A 22082-nucleotide genomic window follows, 5' to 3' on the forward strand; every position below is an offset into this window, starting at 1 on the left:
ATCCTTATTTTTGCACTACGATATTTTCTTGGGACGGATCAACATGCTGCATTTGCAGCTTTTCCGTTGCGATCCGCTCCACCCGGCTGTGATCGCCGAGCGCATTTTCTTCAAGGATCAGGTTGCGCCATTCAATGTCCAATGCATCGCGCTCCAGAACCAGTTGTTCACGCTGCGCGGTGAGTAAACGAGTATGGTGCGCCGTCGTGACCACCGTCACCGCCGTTAAAATGATGCAAATGAACAAGCAGAGTGGCAGCTTCCCGAACCGCAAAAGATCGTCACCGATCACGCCAGGCAAGGCATGGCGCTCGTTGCTTCCTATCGATCCCTTCACTTTGCTTAGGGCTTCTGTCACTCTGCTGATCATGCGTTCGTCCTCTCTGCGATACGCAGAACTGAACTACGGGCCCGAGGATTTTCAGCTACCTCTTTTTCACCCGGCATCAACTTGCCTAACGCTCGTAACTCACGACCGCCCAGTTTTTTGAGCTGCGCTTCCGTCATCGGTAATCCCGCCGGTATCTGCGGACCGCGGCTTTGCTCACGCATAAAGCGTTTCACAATACGGTCTTCCAGCGAGTGGAAACTGATGATTGAAAGCCGCCCGCCTGGGGCCAGTACGCTGAGCGAGCTTTTTAGCGCCTGCTCTATCTCCTCCAGTTCACTGTTTACCCAGATGCGCACCGCCTGGAAGGTACGGGTCGCGGGATGTTTGAATTTGTCTTTTACCGGGGTCGCCGCCGCAACCACTTCCGCCAGCTCTTTGGTGCGGGTCATCGGCTGTTCGCGATTGCGCTCAACAATGGCGCGAGCAATACGTTTGGCAAAACGCTCCTCGCCGAATGTTTTCAGCACCCAGGCGATATCCGCCTCCTCCGCCGTTTGTAACCACTCGGCGGCAGACTGGCCGCGCGTGGGGTCCATTCGCATATCCAGCGGACCGTCGCGCATAAATGAAAAACCGCGCTCCGCATCGTCAAGCTGCGGAGAAGAGACGCCAAGATCGAGAAGGATCCCGTCAATCTTGCCGGTAAGCTCGCGCTCGGCTACATAATCAGCCAACGCGGAAAAAGGTCCATGAATGATGGAGAAGCGAGGATCATTAATGGTCTGCGCAACGGCGATCGCCTGCGGATCGCGATCGATCGCCAGCAAGCGCCCCTCTTCGCCCAGTTGCGAGAGGATCAGGCGCGAGTGGCCGCCGCGACCAAATGTGCCATCAATATAGATACCATCCGGACGAATATTCAGCCCATTAACGGCTTCATCCAACAGTACCGTAGTGTGTTTAAAATTTTCCATCATCTTATAGAGACAAGTCCTGCAGCCGCTCCGATAACGTTTCGGTAGCTGACTGTTCAGCGTCGATATCTTCCTTGACCTGTTGATACCAGGTCGTTTCATCCCACAGCTCAAATTTGTTGAACTGTCCAACCAGCATCACTTCTTTCGTCAGTCCGGCATGTTGCCGCAGAACTGGCGCGATCAGTAATCGACCTGCACCATCCATCTGACATTCGCTGGCATGGCCCAACAGTAAACGCTGTACGCGACGTTCTACCGGGTTCATGCTCGACAGACGAGATAACTTTTGCTCAATAATTTCCCATTCAGGCAGGGGGTAAAGCAGCAGGCATGGGTGATGGATGTCAATGGTACATACCATTTGACCGGTAGCGCTCTCGATCAGTTGCTCCCGATAACGGGTCGGCACGGTCAGGCGCCCTTTACTGTCGAGATTGACTAACGTTGCCCCCCGGAACATGCCAGTCTCACCCCTTCTTACCACTTTATCCCACAAATTCCCACTCGAAGGAGTTTACGGAGCGGAGGAAAAGCTTGTCAAGCAAGTCACAACGCTTACCGAAGTAAAAAAGCCAATGTTTACGGCGAATATCTGCGTTGATTAATTTCCGTCCAGCGCGCAAGCCAAATTAACGTTATGAATATTTGTAAGAAAAAAACCAAAGACCCACCGCCGTTTAAAACGGACTCAATATAATCCGAGAAAAATATAAAGTGTCAGTTTGCGACGCGAGCGGCATTTTAGGACATATTGCACCGTGTTAACAGTGCCTGTTTAACGTGTGCAGCGCCTGCTATACCAGCGCCTACGAGCGACTGTCGCGCCAAAGACAAAAAGTGGCTGTTAATTCGACGATTTCTTGCCTGCTTGTAACAAAACAAGACAAAGGAAAAGACTCGTTACGTCTTAATTAGTGGAATATGGACGATTTCGGACAAAAGAAAGGTAATAAAAAAGAATTTTCGGATAATTTTAAGGAATAATCTTAATTATTTAAGGGATATTTTTACTGATACGCATTTGTTTGACGGCGGCAGAAGAGAGAGTCTTTCACCGCCGGTCCTTTAGCTACGGCTCAGAATGCCGCGACGATACAGGTTTCGCCGAATACGCGTTAAGCCGGGTTTCGGTTTACGCGGTTCATCAAGACTTGCCAGCACAATCTCCAGCACGCGTTCCGCGACATCACGATGACGCTGCGCCACCGCCAGTACCGGGCATTGCAGAAAATCCAGCAGCTCATGATCGCCGAAGGTCGCAATCGCTAAATCCGAGGGCAGTTTTCCATCGCGCCGCAGCGTAACGTCCATCACGCCCTGTAATAGCGCGAACGATGTCGTAAAGAGCGCCTGCGGCATAGGATGCGTTTCTAGCCATTTCTCAAACAACTGCGCGGCGGCTTCGCGCTCATAGCTGTTGGCATATAAGAAATTCACCTCCCGCGGATCGTCTTTCCATGCGGTGCGGAACCCCTGCTCGCGCAGGAAACTGACAGACAACTCCGGCAGCGCGCCCAAATAAAGCACCGTTTCCGCCGGGAATTTACGCAGCTCTTCCGCCAACATCTCGGCATCATCCTGATCGGCGCCGACCACGCTGGTGAAATGTTCGCGATCCAGCGCGCGGTCGAGCGCGACGATGGGGAACGGATCGTTGGCCCAGCGCTGATAGAAGGGATGCTCCGGCGGTAACGAAGTTGAAACAATGATTGCATCCACCTGGCGTTGCAAAAGGTGCTCAATGCAGCGCATTTCGTTATCCGGCTGATCTTCAGAACAGGCGATCAGCAGTTGGTAGCCACGCTGGCGTGCCTGGCGCTCAAGATAGTTTGCGATACGGGTGTAGCTCGTGTTTTCAAGGTCCGGGATCACCAGACCAATGGAACGTGTGCGTCCAGCACGCAGCCCGGCAGCCACAGCGTTAGGATGGTAATTGTGCTCACGCACTACCGCCATGACTTTTTCTACGGTTTTGTCGCTCACGCGGTATTGCTTTGCTTTACCGTTTATAACGTAGCTTGCAGTTGTGCGCGAGACACCGGCCAGCCGAGCGATTTCATCCAGTTTCACAATTGCCCCTTGTGTAAATTGTACAAACCATAACCTTTATGTCGGCATGGGTTAAAATCGTTAACATCTAAGCGCAGTTTGATCACTCCGGCAACCGCTTTTATTCCGGGTTACCACGGATTTCGCAAAAAAAAGCCCAACCGGTGATATTGGGTTGGGCGATAATTCCTGTTGGCTGATATCCGGCAAACCTGCCAGATGGCGTTACGCTTATCGGACCTGGGCCAGATATCAGCCTGTTGGCCGGATAAAACGCAATCGCGTCGTCATCCGGCGAATCTGCTCAGCGCATAATCTTATCACCGCGCGAAAGCCCGACGACGCCTGAACGCGCCACTTCAACAATTTTCGCCACGTCGCGCAGCGAGGCCAGAAAAGCATCCAGTTTATCGCTGGTGCCCGCCAGTTGAACGGTATACAGCGTTGGCGTAACGTCAATAATCTGACCACGGAAAATTTCCGTATTACGCTTCACCTCTTCCCGTCCGTAGCCGCTGGCCTGGATTTTCACCAGCATGATTTCCCGCTCAACGTGCGCTCCCTGTCCCAGCTCGCTGACGCGCAGCACATCAACCAGCTTGTGCAGTTGCTTTTCAATTTGCTCAAGCACTTTTTCATCGCCTACCGTCTGGATAGTCATGCGCGACAACGTCGGATCGTCCGTCGGCGCGACGGTCAGGCTTTCAATATTATATCCGCGTTGCGAAAAGAGGCCGATAACCCGCGATAACGCCCCAGATTCGTTTTCCAGTAATACCGATAAAATCCGGCGCATCATCAGGTCCTCTCCGTTTTGCTTAACCACATTTCGTCCATCCCGCCCCCGCGAATCTGCATCGGATAGACATGCTCGCTGCCATCAACGGTGACATCGACGAACACCAGTCGGTTATTACGCACATGCTCAAGGGCTTCGCTGAGTTTACTTTCCAGCTCATCCGGACGGTTAATCTGCAGCCCAACATGGCCATATGCTTCCGCCAGGCGCACAAAATCCGGTAACGACTGCATATAAGACTGAGAATGGCGACCGGAATAGATCATATCCTGCCACTGTTTCACCATCCCCAGATAACGGTTGTTCAGATTCAGAACCAGTACCGGCAGTTCATACTGTAAGGCTGTCGATAGCTCCTGAATGTTCATCTGTATACTGCCATCGCCGGTCACGCAGACCACCATTTCTTTCGGCAGGGCCATTTTAACGCCCAGCGCAGCCGGTAGGCCAAAACCCATCGTGCCGAGCCCGCCGGAATTAATCCAGCGACGTGGTTTATCGAACGGGTAGTAGAGGGCGGCAAACATCTGGTGTTGTCCTACATCGGACGTCACGTAAGCGTCGCCCTTCGTCAGACGCCAGAGGGTTTCAATCACCGCCTGGGGTTTAATGCTTTCGCTTTCCGCGTCATATTTCAGGCACTGACGGGCGCGCCAGATCTCTATCTGCTGCCACCAGTCACGAATATCATCCTGCGGCTGAGACGGCGCATCCTGCGCCAGTAGCTCCAGCATTTGTTCCAGTACCAGGCGGGCATCGCCCACCACCGGGATATCAGCGTTAACCGTTTTGGATATGGACGTCGGGTCAATGTCGATGTGTAATACCGTCGCGTTCGGACAATATTTAGCGAGATTATTCGTCGTGCGGTCGTCAAATCGTACGCCAACAGCGAAAATCACGTCGGCGTTATGCATGGTCATATTGGCTTCATAAGTGCCATGCATTCCCAGCATTCCTAACGACTGGCGATGAGTAGCAGGAAACGCGCCCAGTCCCATTAATGAAGAGACCACCGGCAGGTTAAAGGTTTCAATGATGTGGCGCAGCGGCGTATAGCAGGCCGCGCTTATCGCCCCTCCCCCAACATAGACCACCGGCTTTTTTGCCGACGCCAGCGTTTGCAAGGCACGCTTAATTTGTCCTTTATGACCTGATGTTGTGGGATTGTAAGAGCGCATACTGACCGTTTCCGGCCAGGCATACGGCATTTTTTTCGCCGGATTCAAAATATCTTTTGGCAAATCCACGACCACCGGCCCAGGACGTCCGCTTGCCGCCAGCCAGAAGGCCTTTTTAAGCACCTGGGGAATATCTTCCGTCTGTTTGACCAGGAAGCTATGTTTGACCACCGGTCGGGAAATCCCCACCATGTCGCACTCCTGAAAGGCATCATAGCCAATCAATGAGGTGGCGACCTGGCCGGAAAGAATCACCAGCGGAATGGAATCCATATAGGCCGTAGCAATCCCGGTAATCGCATTGGTCGCTCCCGGTCCGGAAGTCACCAGCACCACGCCAACCTCGCCAGTGGCTCGCGCCAGGCCATCCGCCATATGCACCGCAGCCTGCTCATGACGCACCAGCACATGATCGATCCCTCCAACGGTATGTAGCGCATCATAAATATCAAGCACTGCGCCTCCAGGATAGCCGAACACCTGCTTTACGCCTTGATCGATAAGCGATCGGACGACCATCTCGGCTCCAGACAACATCTCCACGGCTTGCCTCCACTTTATACCTGTCATCACGGTTTGACGGACACCTTAACCGCTCGCTATCACGCCTGGCAATTGGGTGGAATGACGTAAAGATGGGGAAGGTTAGAATAATCAGGAGGCAAGAAGAGAAGAAATGGAGAAATACTCCGTCTGAATCACACCAGGTAATAAATAATCGCTTATAAATGCAGACTTACAGCAATTCATCTATTTTTCACAGCGACGAAAAGAATCGCTCACCGTTAATTCAGCATAAAATTTTTGATATACGATAAAAAGCAGAATAAACCAGAATTTGTTTCTGATTTATTCTGCCCGGTTTTATCGCTTACAAACAGAAACTAATAAATCTTCCATCCATTGGTGCCCTTTATCACGCCCAGCCGCTTCATGCCAGGAAAGGTAGCATGTCCGGCTATTCAGTTTTAAAGGCAACGGCAATATTTGCAGATCCAGCGATTCCGCAAACTCTTCCGCCAGCCAGCGCGGGGCAATAGCGACCAAATGCGTCTGCGAAACCACGTTCAGAACGCTGATAAGCGCCATGCCCTGATAAGCCACGCTCGACTGTTTATCCGCCGTGTCATACCACGGCTGACTAAATGACGCATAACGATCGAGAGAAACAACCGCATGTTGTTCATTATAAACATCGCCTTCCAGTAGCGGGCCGCTAATACGCGGGTGTTTTCGGCTGGCGACTAAAACCATTTCATCTTTAAATAGCGGTACGCTGGTAAACTCAGGACGACGGAATTCTTCATAACTAATAACGAATTCGGTTTCCTGATAGCGTAACTGATGCTCAGTATTCTGATTCAACGACGCTTTAAAAACGACATGAATATTTGGCGCAATTTTTTCTACACGATTATAAATCTGTGACGTCAGGATATTATCCAGCGGACTGCACACGCAAAGATTGAATACACGTTCGCTGCTGGTCGGCTCAAACCCCGATCCCGGCAATTCATTTTGCACCAATTGCAACGCCTGACGGACTGAACCAAATAACTGAAATGCACGGGCAGTCGGCTGAATTCCTCGTCCATATCGAACAAAAAGTTCGTCATTAAACATAACCTTCAGACGCGCTACGGCGTTACTGACCGCAGGCTGCGACATTCCCAGCGTGTGGGCGGCGCGCGTAATATTCTGCTCTTGCATTACCGCATCGAACACGGTCAATAGGTTCAAATCAACCATGCGAAGCTGTGGTTTGCCCATATCTAAAAGATGCGGCTTTTCGGTTTTGACCTCTGGCATATTTAACTCCACTGTCACGCTTAACTCCCTTTTTCTGGCTGAAGGCAGAAATAATTCCTGAAAATATGATTTACCATGCATATAAAATAAGAAAAAGGGAAAGCGTTAAAATTCGGAAAACATAAAGACGCTGACAGAGACAAATAGAATGCCAGCGCAAGCGTAATGTGTCCTGAGTCACACCATTGCGATTCATAATGTTTAAATTACGCAAGCAATATAACCATAACTATGGCGAATACACAATCATACACCAAGTGAATGATCATTTAAGTTTCAATTAAATGTTTATATTATTAATAGCTAAAAAGTTAACATTAATTTATCAATAACTTTATCCTTATCCATTAAGTAAACAAGGTTATTTGTTAAAATATAAAATAAATCAAAAAGATAAACCAAACCTTTAGCATACCTTTAACAGGCCATTCCCCTAACCAATTTGCAAACAAAAATGCCTAAATATTTCAAACAATGAAAAGTATGAATGTCCACTCGTTCTTTTATCCTTTATTGGACGCGCAGCCCAGCACAATTAGCTAAAGTACGTATCCGGATATGGTCAACAAAATGCAATGGCGACAGAAATCAGAGTTGACATTAAACGGCATATCCAGTACCACTAAAAGCATATCGCATTCGCTGGAGCTGAATTAATGTCACATATCGTTCGTTTCACTGGGCTACTACTACTCAACGCATTTATTGTGCGCGGTAGACCGGTGGGCGGCATTCAACATTAAGTCAGCTCGAAGTCAAACAAAACCCGCGCCGTTGCGCGGGTTTTTTTATGCCTGACGCAAGGCGCCCCTGGAGACAAGGACCACATCATGAGCCAGCAAGTCATTATTTTTGATACGACCTTACGCGACGGCGAACAAGCGTTACAGGCCAGCCTGAGCGCGAAAGAGAAGCTGCAGATTGCCCTGGCCCTTGAGCGCATGGGTGTTGATGTCATGGAAGTAGGCTTCCCGGTCTCTTCTCCGGGGGATTTTGAATCCGTCCAAACCATCGCCCGCACCATTAAAAACAGCCGCGTTTGCGCCCTGGCGCGTTGTGTAGAAAAAGACATCGACGTCGCGGCACAGGCGCTGAAGGTCGCCGACGCGTTTCGCATCCATACTTTTATCGCCACCTCGCCAATGCACATCGCCACCAAGCTGCGCAGCACGCTGGATGAGGTCATCGAACGCGCGGTATACATGGTTAAGCGGGCGCGTAATTACACTGATGACGTGGAGTTCTCCTGCGAAGATGCTGGCCGGACGCCTGTTGACGATCTGGCGCGCGTGGTGGAAGCCGCTATAAACGCCGGCGCGAGAACCATTAATATTCCCGATACCGTGGGCTATACCATGCCGTTTGAGTTCGCGGGAATCATTTCCGGCCTGTATGAACGTGTCCCCAATATCGACAAAGCTATCATCTCCGTTCATACCCACGACGATTTAGGGATAGCAGTAGGCAACTCGCTGGCGGCAGTACATGCGGGCGCGCGTCAGGTTGAAGGCGCGATGAACGGTATCGGAGAACGTGCCGGTAACTGCGCACTGGAAGAAGTGATCATGGCGATTAAAGTGCGCAAAGACATCATGAACGTACACACCAACATCAATCACCACGAAATCTGGCGCACCAGCCAGACCGTCAGCCAGATCTGTAACATGCCGATCCCGGCCAACAAAGCGATTGTCGGCAGCGGCGCTTTCGCCCACTCTTCCGGCATCCACCAGGATGGCGTCCTCAAGAACCGCGAAAACTATGAAATCATGACGCCAGAGTCCATCGGTCTGAACCAGATACAGCTGAACCTGACCTCCCGCTCTGGCCGTGCCGCCGTGAAACATCGCATGGAAGAGATGGGTTACAAGGACACAGACTACAACATGGACCACCTGTACGACGCGTTCCTGAAGCTGGCGGACAAAAAAGGCCAGGTGTTCGACTATGACCTGGAAGCGCTGGCGTTTATTAATAAACAGCAAGAAGAACCAGAGCATTTCCGTCTGGATTACTTCAGCGTGCAGTCCGGCTCCAGCGATATCGCCACTGCTTCCGTGAAGCTGGCCTGTGGTGAAGAGATCAAGGCCGAGGCGGCGAACGGCAACGGCCCGGTCGACGCCATCTATCAGGCGATTAACCGCATCACTGGCTACGACGTTGAGTTGGTTAAATACGACCTGAACGCCAAAGGCCAGGGCAAAGACGCGCTGGGTCAGGTCGATATCGTCGTGAACCATCATGGTCGCCGCTTCCACGGCGTCGGGCTGGCGACGGATATCGTCGAATCCTCCGCCAAAGCGATGGTGCACGTACTGAACAATATCTGGCGCGCAGCCGAAGTTGAAAAAGAATTGCAACGCAAAGCTCAAAATAAAGAGAACAACAAGGAAACCGTGTAATGTCGAAGAACTATCATATTGCCGTACTGCCGGGCGACGGTATCGGCCCGGAAGTCATGGCGCAAGCCCTGAAAGTTATGGATGCGGTACGCAGCCGTTTTGATATGCGTATCACCACCAGCCACTATGACGTCGGCGGTATTGCTATCGACAATCATGGTCATCCACTGCCGAAAGCCACCGTTGAAGGGTGCGAGCAGGCGGATGCCATTCTGTTTGGCTCCGTCGGCGGCCCGAAATGGGAAAATTTGCCCCCGGAAAGCCAGCCGGAGCGCGGCGCCCTGCTGCCGCTGCGCAAACATTTCAAATTATTCAGTAATCTGCGTCCGGCGAAACTGTATCAGGGACTGGAAGCATTTTGCCCGTTGCGCGCCGATATCGCCGCTAACGGTTTCGATATCCTGTGCGTGCGCGAGCTGACCGGCGGGATCTATTTCGGACAGCCAAAAGGCCGTGAAGGCAGCGGTCAGTACGAAAAAGCCTTTGATACCGAAGTTTATCACCGCTTTGAGATCGAGCGCATTGCCCGTATCGCCTTTGAATCGGCGCGTAAACGCCGCCGTAAAGTCACCTCTATTGATAAAGCCAACGTACTGCAAAGCTCTATCCTGTGGCGTGAGATCGTCAATGATGTCGCGAAAACGTATCCCGATGTGGAACTCGCGCACATGTATATCGATAACGCCACCATGCAGTTGATTAAAGACCCGTCGCAGTTTGACGTACTGCTGTGCTCTAACCTGTTCGGCGACATTCTGTCCGACGAATGCGCCATGATCACCGGTTCAATGGGGATGTTGCCCTCCGCCAGCCTGAACGAGCAAGGGTTTGGCCTGTATGAACCGGCTGGCGGCTCCGCGCCGGATATCGCCGGGAAAAATATCGCCAATCCAATTGCGCAGATCCTGTCGCTGGCGCTGCTGCTGCGCTACAGCCTGGATGCCAACGATGCGGCAACGGCCATTGAACAGGCGATCAATCGCGCATTAGAAGAGGGCGTTCGCACCGGCGATTTAGCCAGGGGCGCTGCCGCAGTCAGTACCGATGAGATGGGCGATATTATCGCCCGCTATGTCGCAGAAGGGGTGTAATCATGGCCAAAACGTTATACGAAAAATTATTTGATGCCCACGTGGTCTTTGAGGCGCCAAACGAAACGCCGCTGCTGTACATCGACCGCCACCTGGTGCATGAAGTCACCTCTCCGCAGGCGTTTGACGGTCTGCGCGCGCACCATCGTCCGGTACGTCAGCCAGGGAAAACCTTCGCCACGATGGATCACAACGTCTCGACGCAGACTAAAGACATTAATGCTTCCGGTGAAATGGCGCGTATCCAGATGCAGGAGCTGATTAAGAACTGTAACGAGTTCGGCGTCGAGCTGTATGACCTGAATCACCCATATCAGGGCATCGTCCATGTGATGGGGCCGGAACAGGGCGTCACCCTGCCGGGCATGACCATCGTCTGCGGCGACTCCCACACCGCCACCCACGGCGCGTTTGGCGCGCTGGCCTTCGGCATCGGCACTTCTGAGGTAGAACATGTACTGGCGACGCAAACCCTGAAACAGGGGCGCGCTAAAACCATGAAGATTGAAGTCACGGGCAACGCCGCGCCGGGCATTACCGCCAAAGACATCGTGCTGGCGATCATCGGTAAAACCGGTAGCGCCGGCGGCACCGGACACGTGGTTGAATTTTGCGGCGACGCGATCCGCGCGCTGAGTATGGAAGGCCGCATGACGCTGTGCAATATGGCGATTGAGATGGGTGCCAAAGCCGGTCTGGTCGCCCCGGATGAAACCACTTTCAACTACGTAAAAGGGCGTTTGCACGCGCCGAAGGGCCGCGATTTTGACGAAGCCGTCGAGTACTGGAAAACGCTGAAAACCGATGACGGCGCGACCTTTGATACTGTCGTCACCCTGCGAGCAGAAGAGATCGCGCCGCAGGTGACCTGGGGCACGAATCCGGGCCAGGTGATTTCCGTCACCGACATCATCCCCGATCCCGCCTCTTTTAGCGATCCGGTTGAGCGCGCCAGCGCCGAAAAAGCGCTGGCTTATATGGGCTTACAGCCGGGCGTACCGTTAACGGACGTTGCTATTGATAAAGTCTTTATCGGCTCTTGTACCAATTCGCGTATTGAAGATTTGCGCGCGGCGGCGGAAGTCGCCAAAGGGCGCAAAGTCGCGCCTGGCGTACAGGCTCTGGTGGTGCCGGGTTCAGGTCCGGTGAAAGCGCAGGCGGAAGCGGAAGGTCTGGACAAGATCTTTATCGAAGCAGGATTTGAATGGCGCTTACCGGGCTGTTCCATGTGCCTGGCCATGAATAATGACCGCCTGAACCCGGGCGAGCGCTGCGCATCCACCAGCAACCGTAACTTTGAAGGCCGTCAGGGCCGCGGGGGTCGCACGCATTTAGTCAGCCCGGCGATGGCCGCCGCTGCCGCCGTTACCGGCCACTTCGCCGACATTCGCAGCATCAAATAAGGAAACTACCATGGCAGAGAAATTTACCCAGCATACCGGCCTGGTTGTCCCACTGGATGCCGCCAACGTCGATACCGATGCAATTATCCCTAAACAGTTTTTGCAAAAGGTTACGCGCACCGGTTTTGGCGCCCATCTGTTTAACGACTGGCGTTTCCTGGACGAAAAGGGCCAACAGCCAAATCCGGAATTCGTGTTGAACTTTCCGGAATATCAAGGCGCGTCGATACTGCTGGCGCGGGAAAACTTTGGCTGCGGCTCGTCACGCGAGCACGCGCCGTGGGCGTTGACCGATTACGGCTTTAAAGTGGTGATCGCGCCAAGCTTCGCCGACATCTTCTACGGCAACAGTTTCAATAATCAACTGCTGCCGGTAACCCTGAGCGACGCACAGGTCGATGAGCTGTTTGCCCTGGTGAAAGCCAATCCGGGCATTAAATTTGAAGTGGATCTGGAAGCACAGGTGGTGAAAGCAGGCGATAAGACCTACAGCTTTAAAATCGACGACTTCCGCCGCCACTGCATGTTGAACGGTCTGGACAGCATTGGGCTGACGCTGCAGCACGAAGACGCGATTGCCGCCTACGAAAATAAACAACCGGCATTTATGCGGTAACCCTTCACGCCTTACCGGGCCTACAGGTTATGCAATATCACCCGGTTGCCATTATATTCTGTAGGCCTGATAAGCGTAGCGCCATCAAGCTCCGGGTTACTCATCAGTCGCTCATGCCGGGGATATTCCGGCATTTTTTATACGATTTTTACTCGCCCGGTCACCACCTGCGTGACCACAGAAACAGCCGAAATAAAAAAAGCCAGCAGGTATTATCTGCTGGCGGGTGATTTTAGGCTATCGCCTACACCAATACTCAGTCACACATGATGTCTGCAATTGGCTTCAATCGGTCGCCTCCCACTGCATCAGTTCCGCGAGCATTTTTAAGCGCTGCGGCGCGCTCAGGCAAGCCAGCCAGGACGTTTTTTCCGTCGCGGCAAAATATCTCAACCAGAACTGGTGCATAGTGACCTCTTCCTCTTGCTTCATCGAAAGATATTATTGGCCTAATATAGGGATAATAAAATTGCTGAGTTTTTCATCGGAGTTCCCCTTTTATGCCCTCAGGTCGCCTGCAACAACAATTTATCCGTCTCTGGCAATGTTGTGACGGTAAAACGCAAGACACCACGCTTAATGAGCTGGCGGATCTGCTGAACTGTTCGCGTCGCCATATGCGTACGCTGCTAAATACGATGCAGGCGCGCGGTTGGCTAACATGGGAAGCCGAAGTTGGACGCGGAAAGCGTTCGCGTCTGACGTTCCTGTATACCGGACTGGCGCTGCAACAGCAGCGGGCGGAAGACCTGCTGGAACAAGATCGAATCGATCAACTGGTACAACTGGTCGGCGATAAAAGCGCTGTCAGGCAAATGCTGATTTCCCATCTGGGACGCAGCTTCCGCCAGGGGCGGCATATTCTGCGGGTTCTTTACTATCGTCCGATGCACAATCTCCTGCCGGGAACCGCATTACGTCGCTCGGAAACTCATATTGCCCGGCAAATTTTCAGTTCGCTCACGCGGGTAAATGAGGAAAACGGGGAACTGGAAGCGGACATTGCGCACCACTGGCAGCAAATTTCCCCTTTACTGTGGCGCTTCTACCTGCGCCCCGGCATTCATTTTCATCATGGCCGCGAGCTGGAGATGGAAGATGTCATCGCCTCGCTGACGCGTATCAATACGCTTCCGCTTTACTCGCACATCACAAAAATAGATTCCCCTACCGCGTGGACGCTGGATATTCATCTTTCCCAGCCGGATCGCTGGTTGCCGTGGCTGCTGGGCCAGGTCCCGGCGATGATTTTGCCGCGGGAGTGGGAAACGCTGGCTAATTTCGCCAGCCACCCAATCGGCACCGGGCCTTATGCCGTGCGGCGTAATACGCCGAACCAGCTCAAGATACTCGCCTTTGATGACTACTTCGGCTATCGGGCGTTGATAGACGAAGTGAACGTCTGGGTACTGCCGGATATCAGTGAAGAACCGGCCTGCGGATTGATGCTGGAAGGGCCGATACAAGGCGGTGAAAAAGCGATAGAAAGCCGACTGGAAGAGGGGTGCTATTACCTGCTATTCGACGCCAGAACGCCGCGCGGCGCGCATCCGCAGGTCAGAGAATGGGTAAGCCACGTCCTCTCCCCCACCAATTTACTCTATCATGCCGATGAACCGCTACAGCAGCTCTGGTTCCCGGCCTATGGGCTTTTACCGCGCTGGCATCACGCCCGTCCAGGCCCGGGCGAAAAACCCGCCGGTCTGGAAACCCTCACGCTGACCTTCTATCGCGAACACATTGAGCACCGGGTTATCGCCCGTATCATGAGCGCGCTTCTGGCTGAACATCAGGTGCATTTGCATATTCAGGAGATCGACTACGATCAATGGCACGCCGGCGAGATCGAAAGCGATATCTGGCTCAATAGCGCTAACTTTACGCTGCCGCTGGATTTCTCGCTGTTCGCGCACCTGTGCGAAGTACCGCTCTTGCAGAACTGCATTCCGCGCGACTGGCAGGGCGACGCCGCGCAGTGGCGCGCTGGCGAGATGAACCTGGCGAACTGGTGCCAGCAGCTGCTGGCCAGCAAAGCGATTGTGCCGTTGATCCACCACTGGCTGATTATCCAGGGACAACGCAGTATGCGCGGGCTGCGCATGAATACCCTCGGCTGGTTTGATTTTAAATCGGCGTGGTTTGCGCCGCCGGACCCTTAAAAGCCAGCTCTTAATTGCTGCCCGGCAACAAAATCACTACACTAACGCCGAACTCAACGGGGTGCCGCGCTCATGCGCGCGCTGAGAAAATACCCGTCGAACCTGATCCGGATAATGCCGGCGAAGGGATTTGAGGCTACCTCTCAAGTCCTTTGCCACTCTTTAACTGAGGTGCAAAGTGTTAAAAAAATATCTTCCGCTTTTACTCCTGTGCGCGGCGCCTGCTTTCGCCAAACCCGTTCTCACCGTCTATACCTACGACTCGTTCGCCGCCGATTGGGGGCCAGGCCCGGCGGTGAAAAAAGCGTTTGAAGCCGATTGCAACTGCGAGCTGAAACTGGTGGCGCTGGAGGATGGCGTTTCACTGCTCAACCGCCTGCGGATGGAGGGGAAGAACAGCAAAGCCGATGTGGTGTTGGGGCTGGACAACAATCTGCTGGAAGCGGCCACGCAAACTAAACTCTTTGCCAAAAGCGGCGTGGCGAATGAGGCGGTCAAGGTGCCCGGCGGCTGGAAAAACGACACATTTGTGCCGTTCGATTACGGCTATTTCGCCTTTGTCTACGATAAAAGCAAGCTGAAAAATCCGCCGAAAAGCCTGAAAGAACTGGTCGAGAGCGATCAAAAATGGCGGGTGATTTATCAGGATCCGCGTACCAGTACGCCAGGGCTGGGGCTGTTACTGTGGATGCGCAAAGTCTATGGCGATAACGCGCCGCAGGCCTGGCAAAAACTGGCGGCCAAAACGGTGACGGTGACGAAAGGCTGGAGCGAGGCCTACGGTTTATTTCTGAAAGGTGAAAGCGATTTGGTGCTCAGTTACACCACCTCTCCAGCGTATCACATTATTGAAGAGAAGAAGGACAATTACGCCGCCGCGAACTTCAGCGAAGGCCATTACTTACAGGTAGAAGTCGCGGCGCGTACCGTCGCCAGTAAGCAGCCGGAACTGGCGGAGAAATTCCTCAAATTTATGGTTTCTCCGGCGTTTCAGAACGCCATACCCACCGGCAACTGGATGTACCCGGTAGCGGACGTCGCCCTACCAGCAGGGTTTGAATCATTGGCAAAACCCGCCACAACGCTGGAATTCACGCCGCAACAAGTGGCAGCACAACGCCAGGCATGGATTAGCGAATGGCAACGCGCCGTCAGCCGTTAATTCCCGGCTGGCTGATTCCGGGGCTGTGCGCCGCCGCGCTGATGATAACCGTCTCGCTGGCGGCCTTTCTGGCGCTTTGGCTGAACGCGCCGTCGGGCGCGTGGTCGACAATCTGGCGGGATAGCTACCTGTGGCATGTGGTGCGCTTCTCATTCTGGCAGGCGTTTCTGTCCGCAGTGCTGTCTGTGGTCCCGGCGGTTTTTCTCGCCCGCGCGCTTTATCGACGCCGTTTTCCTGGACGTCTGGCGCTGCTGCGTCTGTGCGCCATGACGTTGATTCTGCCGGTACTGGTTGCCGTGTTCGGCATTCTTAGCGTGTATGGCCGTCAGGGCTGGCTGGCCTCGCTGTGGCAGATGCTGGGGCTTCAGTGGACATTCTCCCCCTACGGCTTGCAGGGCATTTTACTGGCGCACGTCTTTTTTAACCTGCCAATGGCGAGCCGTTTGTTGCTGCAATCGTTGGAAAGCATTCCCGGCGAGCAGCGCCAGCTCGCCGCCCAGCTCGGTATGCGCGGCTGGCATTTTTTCCGTTTTGTCGAATGGCCGTGGCTGCGCCGCCAAATTCCGCCCGTCGCGGCGCTGATTTTTATGCTCTGCTTCGCCAGTTTCGCCACGGTCCTGTCGCTCGGCGGCGGCCCGCAGGCCACCACTATCGAACTGGCTATCTTTCAGGCGCTCAGTTATGACTACGATCCTGCCCGCGCGGCGATGCTGGCATTAATCCAGATGGTCTGCTGCCTGGCGCTGGTACTGCTAAGCCAACGGTTGAGCAAAGCGATTGCGCCGGGGATGACGCTGACGCAGGGCTGGCGCGATCCTGACGATCGTCTCCACAGCCGTCTGACGGACGCCTTATTAATCGTGCTGGCGCTGCTGCTGCTGCTTCCGCCGCTGGTCGCCGTGGTGGTCGATGGCGTCAACCGCAGCCTGCCGGAGGTGCTGGCGCAACCCATTCTGTGGCAGGCTGTCTGGACATCGCTACGCATTGCGCTGGCGGCGGGCGTTCTGTGTGTGGTGCTGACCATGATGCTGCTGTGGAGTAGCCGCGAGCTACGCCAACGCCAGCAACTATTCACCGGACAAACGCTGGAACTCAGCGGGATGTTGATCCTCGCGATGCCGGGGATCGTGCTGGCGACAGGCTTCTTTTTACTGCTCAATAGCAGCGTTGGCTTACCGGAATCCGCCGACGGCATCGTGATTTTCACCAATGCGCTGATGGCAATCCCCTACGCGCTAAAAGTCCTGGAAAACCCAATGCGCGATATTACCGCCCGTTATGGAATGCTGTGCCAGTCATTAGGAATTGAAGGCTGGTCGCGGTTAAAGGTCGTGGAACTGCGGGCGCTGAAACGTCCGCTGGCGCAGGCGCTGGCGTTTGCCTGCGTACTTTCTATCGGTGATTTTGGCGTCGTCGCGCTTTTCGGCAATGACAATTTCCGCACGCTGCCGTTTTATCTGTATCAGCAGATCGGCTCCTACCGCAGCCAGGACGGCGCGGTGACCGCACTGATACTGCTGCTGCTCTGCTTTACGTTATTTACCCTCATAGAGAAACTACCGGGCCGACATGCTAAAACTGATTGATATCACCTGGCTTTACCATCATTTGCCGATGCGTTTTACGCTGGCGGTAGAACGCGGCGAGCAGGTGGCGATTCTTGGCCCCAGCGGCGCGGGGAAAAGCACGTTGTTGAATTTAATTGCCGGTTTTCTTGCGCCTGCCAGCGGTACGCTACTGATTGCCGGCGAAGATCATACGCTTACGCCGCCCTCACGCCGTCCGGTCTCAATGCTGTTTCAGGAGAATAATTTATTCAGCCACCTGAATGTGCAGCAAAATATCGGTCTGGGGCTAAACCCCGGGTTAACGCTCAACGCCAGCCAGCGGGAAAAACGGGACGCTATCGCACGTCAGATGGGCATTGAGAGTCTGATGGCGCGTTTGCCGGGCGAGCTGTCCGGCGGCCAGCGTCAGCGGGTAGCGCTGGCGCGCTGCCTGGTACGTGAACAGCCGGTACTGCTGCTGGATGAACCGTTCTCCGCGCTCGATCCCGCGCTGCGCCAGGAGATGCTGACGTTGGTCAGCGATATCTGCCGCGAGCGACAGCTTACGCTGTTGATGGTCTCGCACAGCGTGGAAGATGCGGCGCGAATTGCGCCCCGGTCAATCGTCGTGGCCGACGGACGCATTGCGTGGCAAGGCAAAACAGACGAGCTACTAAGCGGTCAAGCCAGCGCCTCAGCGCTATTGGGCATCAAATCCCATATTTTGTAGGCCGGATAAGGCGAAGCCGCCATCCGGCAAAGGAATCGTTAGTAACCCACAACTTTGCGCAGAATATCGATATATACCGGCATCAGCGGGTGGCGAACCAGCACCACCAGCGCGACCACGCCGATCCCGAGCGTCAACGGCGCCAGATACAGCAAACGGCTGCGGGGGAAATACGCGGTTAAACGATCGACTGCCGCTTTGCCGCTGCGCCACAGCCGCCAGCATAGCCAGCCTCCGACCCACAGCAGCAACGCCGTCGCCAGCAGCAGCCATTTGAAATCTCCGCTCTGCATATCGGAAGGAATATCGATTGCCGCTCCCGCCAGAATGCCCGGCAGGAAATAAAACGGCGGCCACAGCAAACAGCCAATCAAGTTCGGCCCAATAAATTTCGCCACGGGAAGATCCAGCATTCCTGCCACCATCGGCACCAGCGGCCTCGTCGGACCGACAAAACGTCCGACCAGGATCGTGAACATACTGTGCTGATGCAGCGCATGTTCGGTTTTATCCAGCAGCGACTTGTTCTTTTTCATAAAAGACCAGCGGTGTAGCGGCTTTTTAAAGCGCCACCCCAGCCAGAAGGAAATCCAGTCGCCCATCAGACAGCCGATAATACCCACCAGCCAGGCATGCCAAAAATTGAGCTCGCCGCTGCCGATAAGCGCGCCCAGCCCCGCCATCAGTACCGTGCCGGGTAAAATCAACCCCACCAGCGCCAGCGATTCCAGGAAGGCGACCAGCAACACGGCGATAAGCGAATACAGAGTGGATTGGGTGATAAAGTGTTCCAGCAGTGCTTGCATAGTGTGTCCGTCAGCGTGATGAAGCAGGGATTCTGCTTACCCCGTCCCCCTTCGTCAAGCCGTCAATTATCCGAATAGTTACGGCTTATGACATCTTTGTGGACACATCATTCACTTTTTATTCACATCCGGCCCTGAACTCGCTAGGACTTGCCCCGGTGCATTTTTTAAATACCCGCGAAAAATAGAGCTGATCGTCAAATCCAACATTGCGCCCAACGGTCGCTATCGGCATTCGCGTGGTGCTAAGCAGGAGTTTCGCCTGGCTGATACGCTGATCTTCGCGCCAACTCAATACGCTAATGCCTAACTGCTGGCGGAACAGATGCGATAACCGGGAGGGCGACAGGCAGACATGCTGGGCGACGCTGGCGATATCAAAATGGCTGTCCGCCAGATGGTCGCTGATATACTGGCAGGCATCGCGCACACGGCTATCCATCGGCGGATGCAACGACTCATTAATTACCGCCATACGTCTGAGCAACAACTGCTCCAGCAGATTGATCGCCAGTAGCTCAGAATAGCGACCTTCCCCTTGCCCGGCGCTGATGATCTGCCCGAACAGTTCGCTGAAATGCGGCTGGCGCGCCTCGTCCGGGCGGAAAAATCCTGTCTGGGCAAAGATTGTCGGCCAGGTCAGCCACTCCTGCCAGTAGGCGCGGGGTCGGAAGTAAACCCACTGGTGATACCACTCGCTGGCGTCCGGATGCCGTCCATAGTGATGAATCTCGCCCGGCGGAAACAATAATATATCGCCAGGCCGACAGACAAACTGCTCGCCATTATTATTAATGACGCCCTCTCCGCGGATGGTCAGGTTAAGAATATATCCCTTCATACCCAACGGACGATCGATAAAAAAATCCAGATATCCATTCGCTTCAATTGGCGTCAGTCCGGCGACCAGATGGGCATTAAATGAATATCCCGGCAATAGCGGATCATTTTGCGTTTCAGCCATGATTTCTCTACCCCCCGATGTTCAGAGAAGAAACAAATTGTCCATATTGACCAGGACGACAGAGCTTACGTCTCCGCAAGACCTTGCGCTTAATGAAAGCACGTATCAACCCCGCTTGTGAAAAGCGCTTTGTAACAAAAGCGTACAGTTCAGGCGATAAAATTAAGTAACAGAAGTGTCTATAACTATGGCTGGAATGTCCACATTGAATATTTGCACAGCGTCACACTTTGCAAAGCATTAGCATTTTTGTCCATAAGATTAGCGGATCCTGCCTGACGGTTTTTGCCGCGACTCTCTACTGTTTCTCCATACCTGTTTTTCTGGATGGAGTAAGACGATGGCAATTGCAATTGGCCTCGATTTTGGCAGTGATTCAGTGCGCGCTCTGGCAGTGGACTGCGCCACCGGCGACGAGATCGCCACCAGCGTAGAGTGGTATCCGCGCTGGCAAGAAGGCCGTTATTGCGACGGCCCGAACAACCAGTTCCGTCATCATCCGCGCGACTACATGGAGTCAATGGAGGCCGCGCTGAAAGCCGTTCTGGCACAATTAAGCTCCGCGCAACGCGCAAATGTCGTTGGCATTGGCGTTGACAGCACCGGTTCTACGCCAGCGCCGATTGACGCCGACGGTAACGTCCTGGCGCTGCGTCCGGAGTTCGCCGAGAACCCGAATGCGATGTTTGTGCTGTGGAAAGATCACACCGCCGTGGAAGAGGCCGACGAAATCACTCGTCTGTGCCATAAGCCAGGTAAGGTCGACTACTCCCGCTATATTGGCGGCATTTACTCCAGCGAATGGTTCTGGGCGAAGATTCTGCACGTCACCCGTCAGGATAGCGCCGTCGCGCAGGCCGCCGTCTCGTGGATTGAGCTGTGTGACTGGGTGCCGGCGCTGCTTTCCGGCACCACTCGCCCGCAGGATATCCGCCGTGGCCGCTGCAGCGCCGGGCACAAAACGCTGTGGCATGAAAGCTGGGGCGGCCTGCCACCCGCGAGCTTCTTTGATGAACTCGATCCGTGCATTAACCGTCATCTGCGCTACCCGTTATTTAGCGAAACCTTCACCGCCGATCTGCCCGTGGGCACCCTGTGCGCCGAATGGGCGCAGCGCCTCGGCTTGCCGGAAAGCGTAGTGATTTCCGGCGGCGCGTTCGACTGTCACATGGGCGCGGTCGGCGCGGGCGCGCAGCCCAATACGCTGGTAAAAGTCATCGGCACGTCTACCTGCGACATTCTGATTGCGGATAAACAGAGCGTCGGGGATCGCGCCGTGAAAGGCATTTGCGGTCAGGTTGATGGCAGCGTGGTGCCGAACTTTATCGGTCTGGAAGCGGGCCAGTCCGCTTTCGGCGACATCTACGCCTGGTTTAGCCGCGTGTTGAGCTGGCCGCTGGAACAACTTGCCGCGCAGCACCCGGAACTGAAAACCCAGATTAACGCCAGCCAGAAGCAGCTACTGCCAGCGCTCACCGACGCCTGGGCGAAAAATCCGTCCCTGGATCACCTGCCGGTGGTGCTCGACTGGTTTAACGGTCGCCGCACGCCAAACGCTAATCAGCGTCTGAAAGGCGTCATTACCGATCTCAATCTCGCCACCGACGCGCCAGCGCTGTTTGGTGGTCTGGTCGCCTCGACCGCCTTCGGCGCGCGCGCCATTCAGGAGTGTTTTACCGATCAGGGTATCGCGGTCAATAACGTGATGGCGCTTGGCGGCATCGCCCGTAAAAATCAGGTCATTATGCAGGTCTGCTGCGACGTACTGAATCGTCCGTTGCAGATCGTCGCTTCCGACCAGTGTTGCGCATTAGGCGCCGCTATCTTTGCCGCCGTCGCTGCGAAAGTCCATGCCGATATTCCTGCCGCCCAGCAAAGCATGGCAAGCGCGGTAGAACGCACTCTGCGTCCCCGCCCTGAACAAGCGCAACGCCTCGAACAGCTTTACCGCCGCTACCAGCAGTGGGCGCTAAGTGCAGAACAACATTATCTTCCGACTGCCGCGCCGGCGCCAACGACCCCGGCCAATCAGGCAATCCTGACTCATTAAGGACAC

Annotated in this window: 20 protein-coding genes and 1 riboswitch; of the genes, 10 read left to right on the forward strand and 10 right to left on the reverse strand. The window is 54.3% G+C overall.

What is annotated here, in order from left to right:
• Positions 1-4 precede the first annotated feature (4 nt).
• The 7 genes from ftsL to leuO all read right to left on the reverse strand — a co-directional run bounded on the left by ftsL (position 5) and on the right by leuO (position 7146).
• Positions 5-370 (reverse strand): cell division protein FtsL, encoded by a 366-nt coding sequence (gene ftsL / locus LCS67_RS18295; protein ID WP_000625651.1) that lies wholly within the window; start codon positions 368-370, stop codon positions 5-7.
• On the reverse strand, positions 367-1308 hold the full coding sequence (gene rsmH / locus LCS67_RS18300) for a 16S rRNA (cytosine(1402)-N(4))-methyltransferase RsmH (RefSeq protein WP_000970443.1): 942 nt from the start codon (positions 1306-1308) through the stop codon (positions 367-369). Before rsmH ends, ftsL begins: the two co-directional genes overlap by 4 nt.
• A gap of 1 nt (position 1309) precedes the next feature.
• A complete protein-coding gene (gene mraZ, locus LCS67_RS18305; RefSeq protein WP_000488294.1) occupies positions 1310-1768 on the reverse strand; it encodes a division/cell wall cluster transcriptional repressor MraZ in 459 nt (152 codons plus the stop codon).
• Positions 1769-2373: 605 nt separating this feature from the next.
• A complete protein-coding gene (gene cra, locus LCS67_RS18310; protein WP_000762406.1) occupies positions 2374-3378 on the reverse strand; it encodes a catabolite repressor/activator in 1005 nt (334 codons plus the stop codon).
• A gap of 283 nt (positions 3379-3661) precedes the next feature.
• Positions 3662-4153 carry an acetolactate synthase small subunit gene (ilvN, locus tag LCS67_RS18315; RefSeq protein ID WP_001563086.1) on the reverse strand — a complete coding sequence of 164 codons (492 nt, stop codon included), beginning with the start codon at positions 4151-4153 and terminating at the stop codon, positions 3662-3664.
• Between the two features lie 2 nt (positions 4154-4155).
• Positions 4156-5880, reverse strand: coding sequence for an acetolactate synthase 3 large subunit (ilvI, locus tag LCS67_RS18320; RefSeq protein ID WP_000425623.1), 1725 nt, complete (start codon positions 5878-5880; stop codon positions 4156-4158).
• Positions 5881-6201: 321 nt separating this feature from the next.
• Positions 6202-7146 (reverse strand): transcriptional regulator LeuO, encoded by a 945-nt coding sequence (gene leuO, locus LCS67_RS18325; protein ID WP_001115418.1) that lies wholly within the window; start codon positions 7144-7146, stop codon positions 6202-6204.
• Positions 7147-7802: 656 nt separating this feature from the next.
• Here leuO and leuL point away from each other — a divergent pair.
• The 5 genes from leuL to leuD all read left to right on the forward strand — a co-directional run bounded on the left by leuL (position 7803) and on the right by leuD (position 12658).
• The gene (leuL, locus tag LCS67_RS18330; protein WP_001575587.1) at positions 7803-7889 is read left to right on the forward strand and encodes a leu operon leader peptide; all 87 of its coding nucleotides are present in this window, start codon (positions 7803-7805) and stop codon (positions 7887-7889) included.
• An 87-nt stretch (positions 7890-7976) separates the two neighbouring features.
• Positions 7977-9548 (forward strand): 2-isopropylmalate synthase, encoded by a 1572-nt coding sequence (leuA, locus tag LCS67_RS18335; RefSeq protein ID WP_000082819.1) that lies wholly within the window; start codon positions 7977-7979, stop codon positions 9546-9548.
• Complete coding sequence (gene leuB, locus LCS67_RS18340) at positions 9548-10639, forward strand: 3-isopropylmalate dehydrogenase (RefSeq protein ID WP_000042325.1); 1092 nt, start codon at positions 9548-9550, stop codon at positions 10637-10639. The genes leuA and leuB overlap by 1 nt, the downstream gene beginning before the upstream one ends.
• 2 nt (positions 10640-10641) lie before the next feature.
• Positions 10642-12042 (forward strand): 3-isopropylmalate dehydratase large subunit, encoded by a 1401-nt coding sequence (leuC, locus tag LCS67_RS18345; protein WP_001140632.1) that lies wholly within the window; start codon positions 10642-10644, stop codon positions 12040-12042.
• Between the two features lie 10 nt (positions 12043-12052).
• Positions 12053-12658, forward strand: a complete 606-nt coding sequence (gene leuD, locus LCS67_RS18350; protein ID WP_000818267.1) for a 3-isopropylmalate dehydratase small subunit — start codon at positions 12053-12055, stop codon at positions 12656-12658.
• 285 nt (positions 12659-12943) lie between these two features.
• Here leuD and sgrT read toward each other — a convergent pair whose 3' ends face one another.
• Positions 12944-13066 (reverse strand): glucose uptake inhibitor SgrT, encoded by a 123-nt coding sequence (sgrT, locus tag LCS67_RS18355; protein WP_000553886.1) that lies wholly within the window; start codon positions 13064-13066, stop codon positions 12944-12946.
• Between the two features lie 92 nt (positions 13067-13158).
• Between sgrT and sgrR the strand changes: the two genes are divergently transcribed.
• The 4 genes from sgrR (at position 13159) to thiQ (ending at position 18256) form a co-directional block, all read left to right on the forward strand.
• Complete coding sequence (gene sgrR, locus LCS67_RS18360; protein WP_023137255.1) at positions 13159-14817, forward strand: HTH-type transcriptional regulator SgrR; 1659 nt, start codon at positions 13159-13161, stop codon at positions 14815-14817.
• 47 nt (positions 14818-14864) lie between these two features.
• Positions 14865-14964: riboswitch (TPP riboswitch) on the forward strand.
• A 31-nt stretch (positions 14965-14995) separates the two neighbouring features.
• Positions 14996-15979, forward strand: a complete 984-nt coding sequence (gene thiB, locus LCS67_RS18365) for a thiamine ABC transporter substrate binding subunit (RefSeq protein ID WP_000915326.1) — start codon at positions 14996-14998, stop codon at positions 15977-15979.
• Positions 15955-17565, forward strand: coding sequence for a thiamine/thiamine pyrophosphate ABC transporter permease ThiP (thiP, locus tag LCS67_RS18370; RefSeq protein WP_000235637.1), 1611 nt, complete (start codon positions 15955-15957; stop codon positions 17563-17565). Before thiB ends, thiP begins: the two co-directional genes overlap by 25 nt.
• Positions 17549-18256: a thiamine ABC transporter ATP-binding protein ThiQ gene (thiQ, locus tag LCS67_RS18375; protein ID WP_000915973.1), complete on the forward strand. Its 708-nt coding sequence runs from the start codon at positions 17549-17551 to the stop codon at positions 18254-18256. The genes thiP and thiQ overlap by 17 nt, the downstream gene beginning before the upstream one ends.
• A gap of 38 nt (positions 18257-18294) precedes the next feature.
• Here the strand turns inward: thiQ and LCS67_RS18380 are convergent, their stop codons facing one another.
• Both LCS67_RS18380 and araC read right to left on the reverse strand, forming a co-directional pair.
• Positions 18295-19062, reverse strand: coding sequence for a DedA family protein (locus LCS67_RS18380; protein WP_001148369.1), 768 nt, complete (start codon positions 19060-19062; stop codon positions 18295-18297).
• A 118-nt stretch (positions 19063-19180) separates the two neighbouring features.
• Positions 19181-20026, reverse strand: coding sequence for an arabinose operon transcriptional regulator AraC (gene araC, locus LCS67_RS18385; protein WP_000852387.1), 846 nt, complete (start codon positions 20024-20026; stop codon positions 19181-19183).
• A gap of 340 nt (positions 20027-20366) precedes the next feature.
• Here araC and araB point away from each other — a divergent pair, with 340 nt between their 5' ends.
• A complete protein-coding gene (gene araB, locus LCS67_RS18390; RefSeq protein ID WP_031568125.1) occupies positions 20367-22076 on the forward strand; it encodes a ribulokinase in 1710 nt (569 codons plus the stop codon).
• Positions 22077-22082: the final 6 nt, after the last annotated feature.

This window comes from Salmonella sp. A7 (assembly GCF_020181675.1).
GTDB classification, from domain to species: domain Bacteria; phylum Pseudomonadota; class Gammaproteobacteria; order Enterobacterales; family Enterobacteriaceae; genus Salmonella; species Salmonella enterica.

Coding starts and splice junctions, on each gene's coding strand:
- mraZ (WP_000488294.1), bottom strand. CDS start 1,768: ATGTTCCGGGGGGCAACGTTAGTCAATCTCGACAGTAAAGGGCGCCTG.
- ilvN (WP_001563086.1), bottom strand. CDS start 4,153: ATGCGCCGGATTTTATCGGTATTACTGGAAAACGAATCTGGGGCGTTA.
- leuB (WP_000042325.1), top strand. CDS start 9,548: ATGTCGAAGAACTATCATATTGCCGTACTGCCGGGCGACGGTATCGGC.
- sgrT (WP_000553886.1), bottom strand. CDS start 13,066: ATGCACCAGTTCTGGTTGAGATATTTTGCCGCGACGGAAAAAACGTCC.
- leuA (WP_000082819.1), top strand. CDS start 7,977: ATGAGCCAGCAAGTCATTATTTTTGATACGACCTTACGCGACGGCGAA.
- leuD (WP_000818267.1), top strand. CDS start 12,053: ATGGCAGAGAAATTTACCCAGCATACCGGCCTGGTTGTCCCACTGGAT.
- araC (WP_000852387.1), bottom strand. CDS start 20,026: ATGGCTGAAACGCAAAATGATCCGCTATTGCCGGGATATTCATTTAAT.
- LCS67_RS18380 (WP_001148369.1), bottom strand. CDS start 19,062: ATGCAAGCACTGCTGGAACACTTTATCACCCAATCCACTCTGTATTCG.
- leuL (WP_001575587.1), top strand. CDS start 7,803: ATGTCACATATCGTTCGTTTCACTGGGCTACTACTACTCAACGCATTT.
- leuO (WP_001115418.1), bottom strand. CDS start 7,146: ATGCCAGAGGTCAAAACCGAAAAGCCGCATCTTTTAGATATGGGCAAA.
- thiP (WP_000235637.1), top strand. CDS start 15,955: ATGGCAACGCGCCGTCAGCCGTTAATTCCCGGCTGGCTGATTCCGGGG.
- araB (WP_031568125.1), top strand. CDS start 20,367: ATGGCAATTGCAATTGGCCTCGATTTTGGCAGTGATTCAGTGCGCGCT.
- leuC (WP_001140632.1), top strand. CDS start 10,642: ATGGCCAAAACGTTATACGAAAAATTATTTGATGCCCACGTGGTCTTT.
- sgrR (WP_023137255.1), top strand. CDS start 13,159: ATGCCCTCAGGTCGCCTGCAACAACAATTTATCCGTCTCTGGCAATGT.
- thiQ (WP_000915973.1), top strand. CDS start 17,549: ATGCTAAAACTGATTGATATCACCTGGCTTTACCATCATTTGCCGATG.
- ftsL (WP_000625651.1), bottom strand. CDS start 370: ATGATCAGCAGAGTGACAGAAGCCCTAAGCAAAGTGAAGGGATCGATA.
- rsmH (WP_000970443.1), bottom strand. CDS start 1,308: ATGATGGAAAATTTTAAACACACTACGGTACTGTTGGATGAAGCCGTT.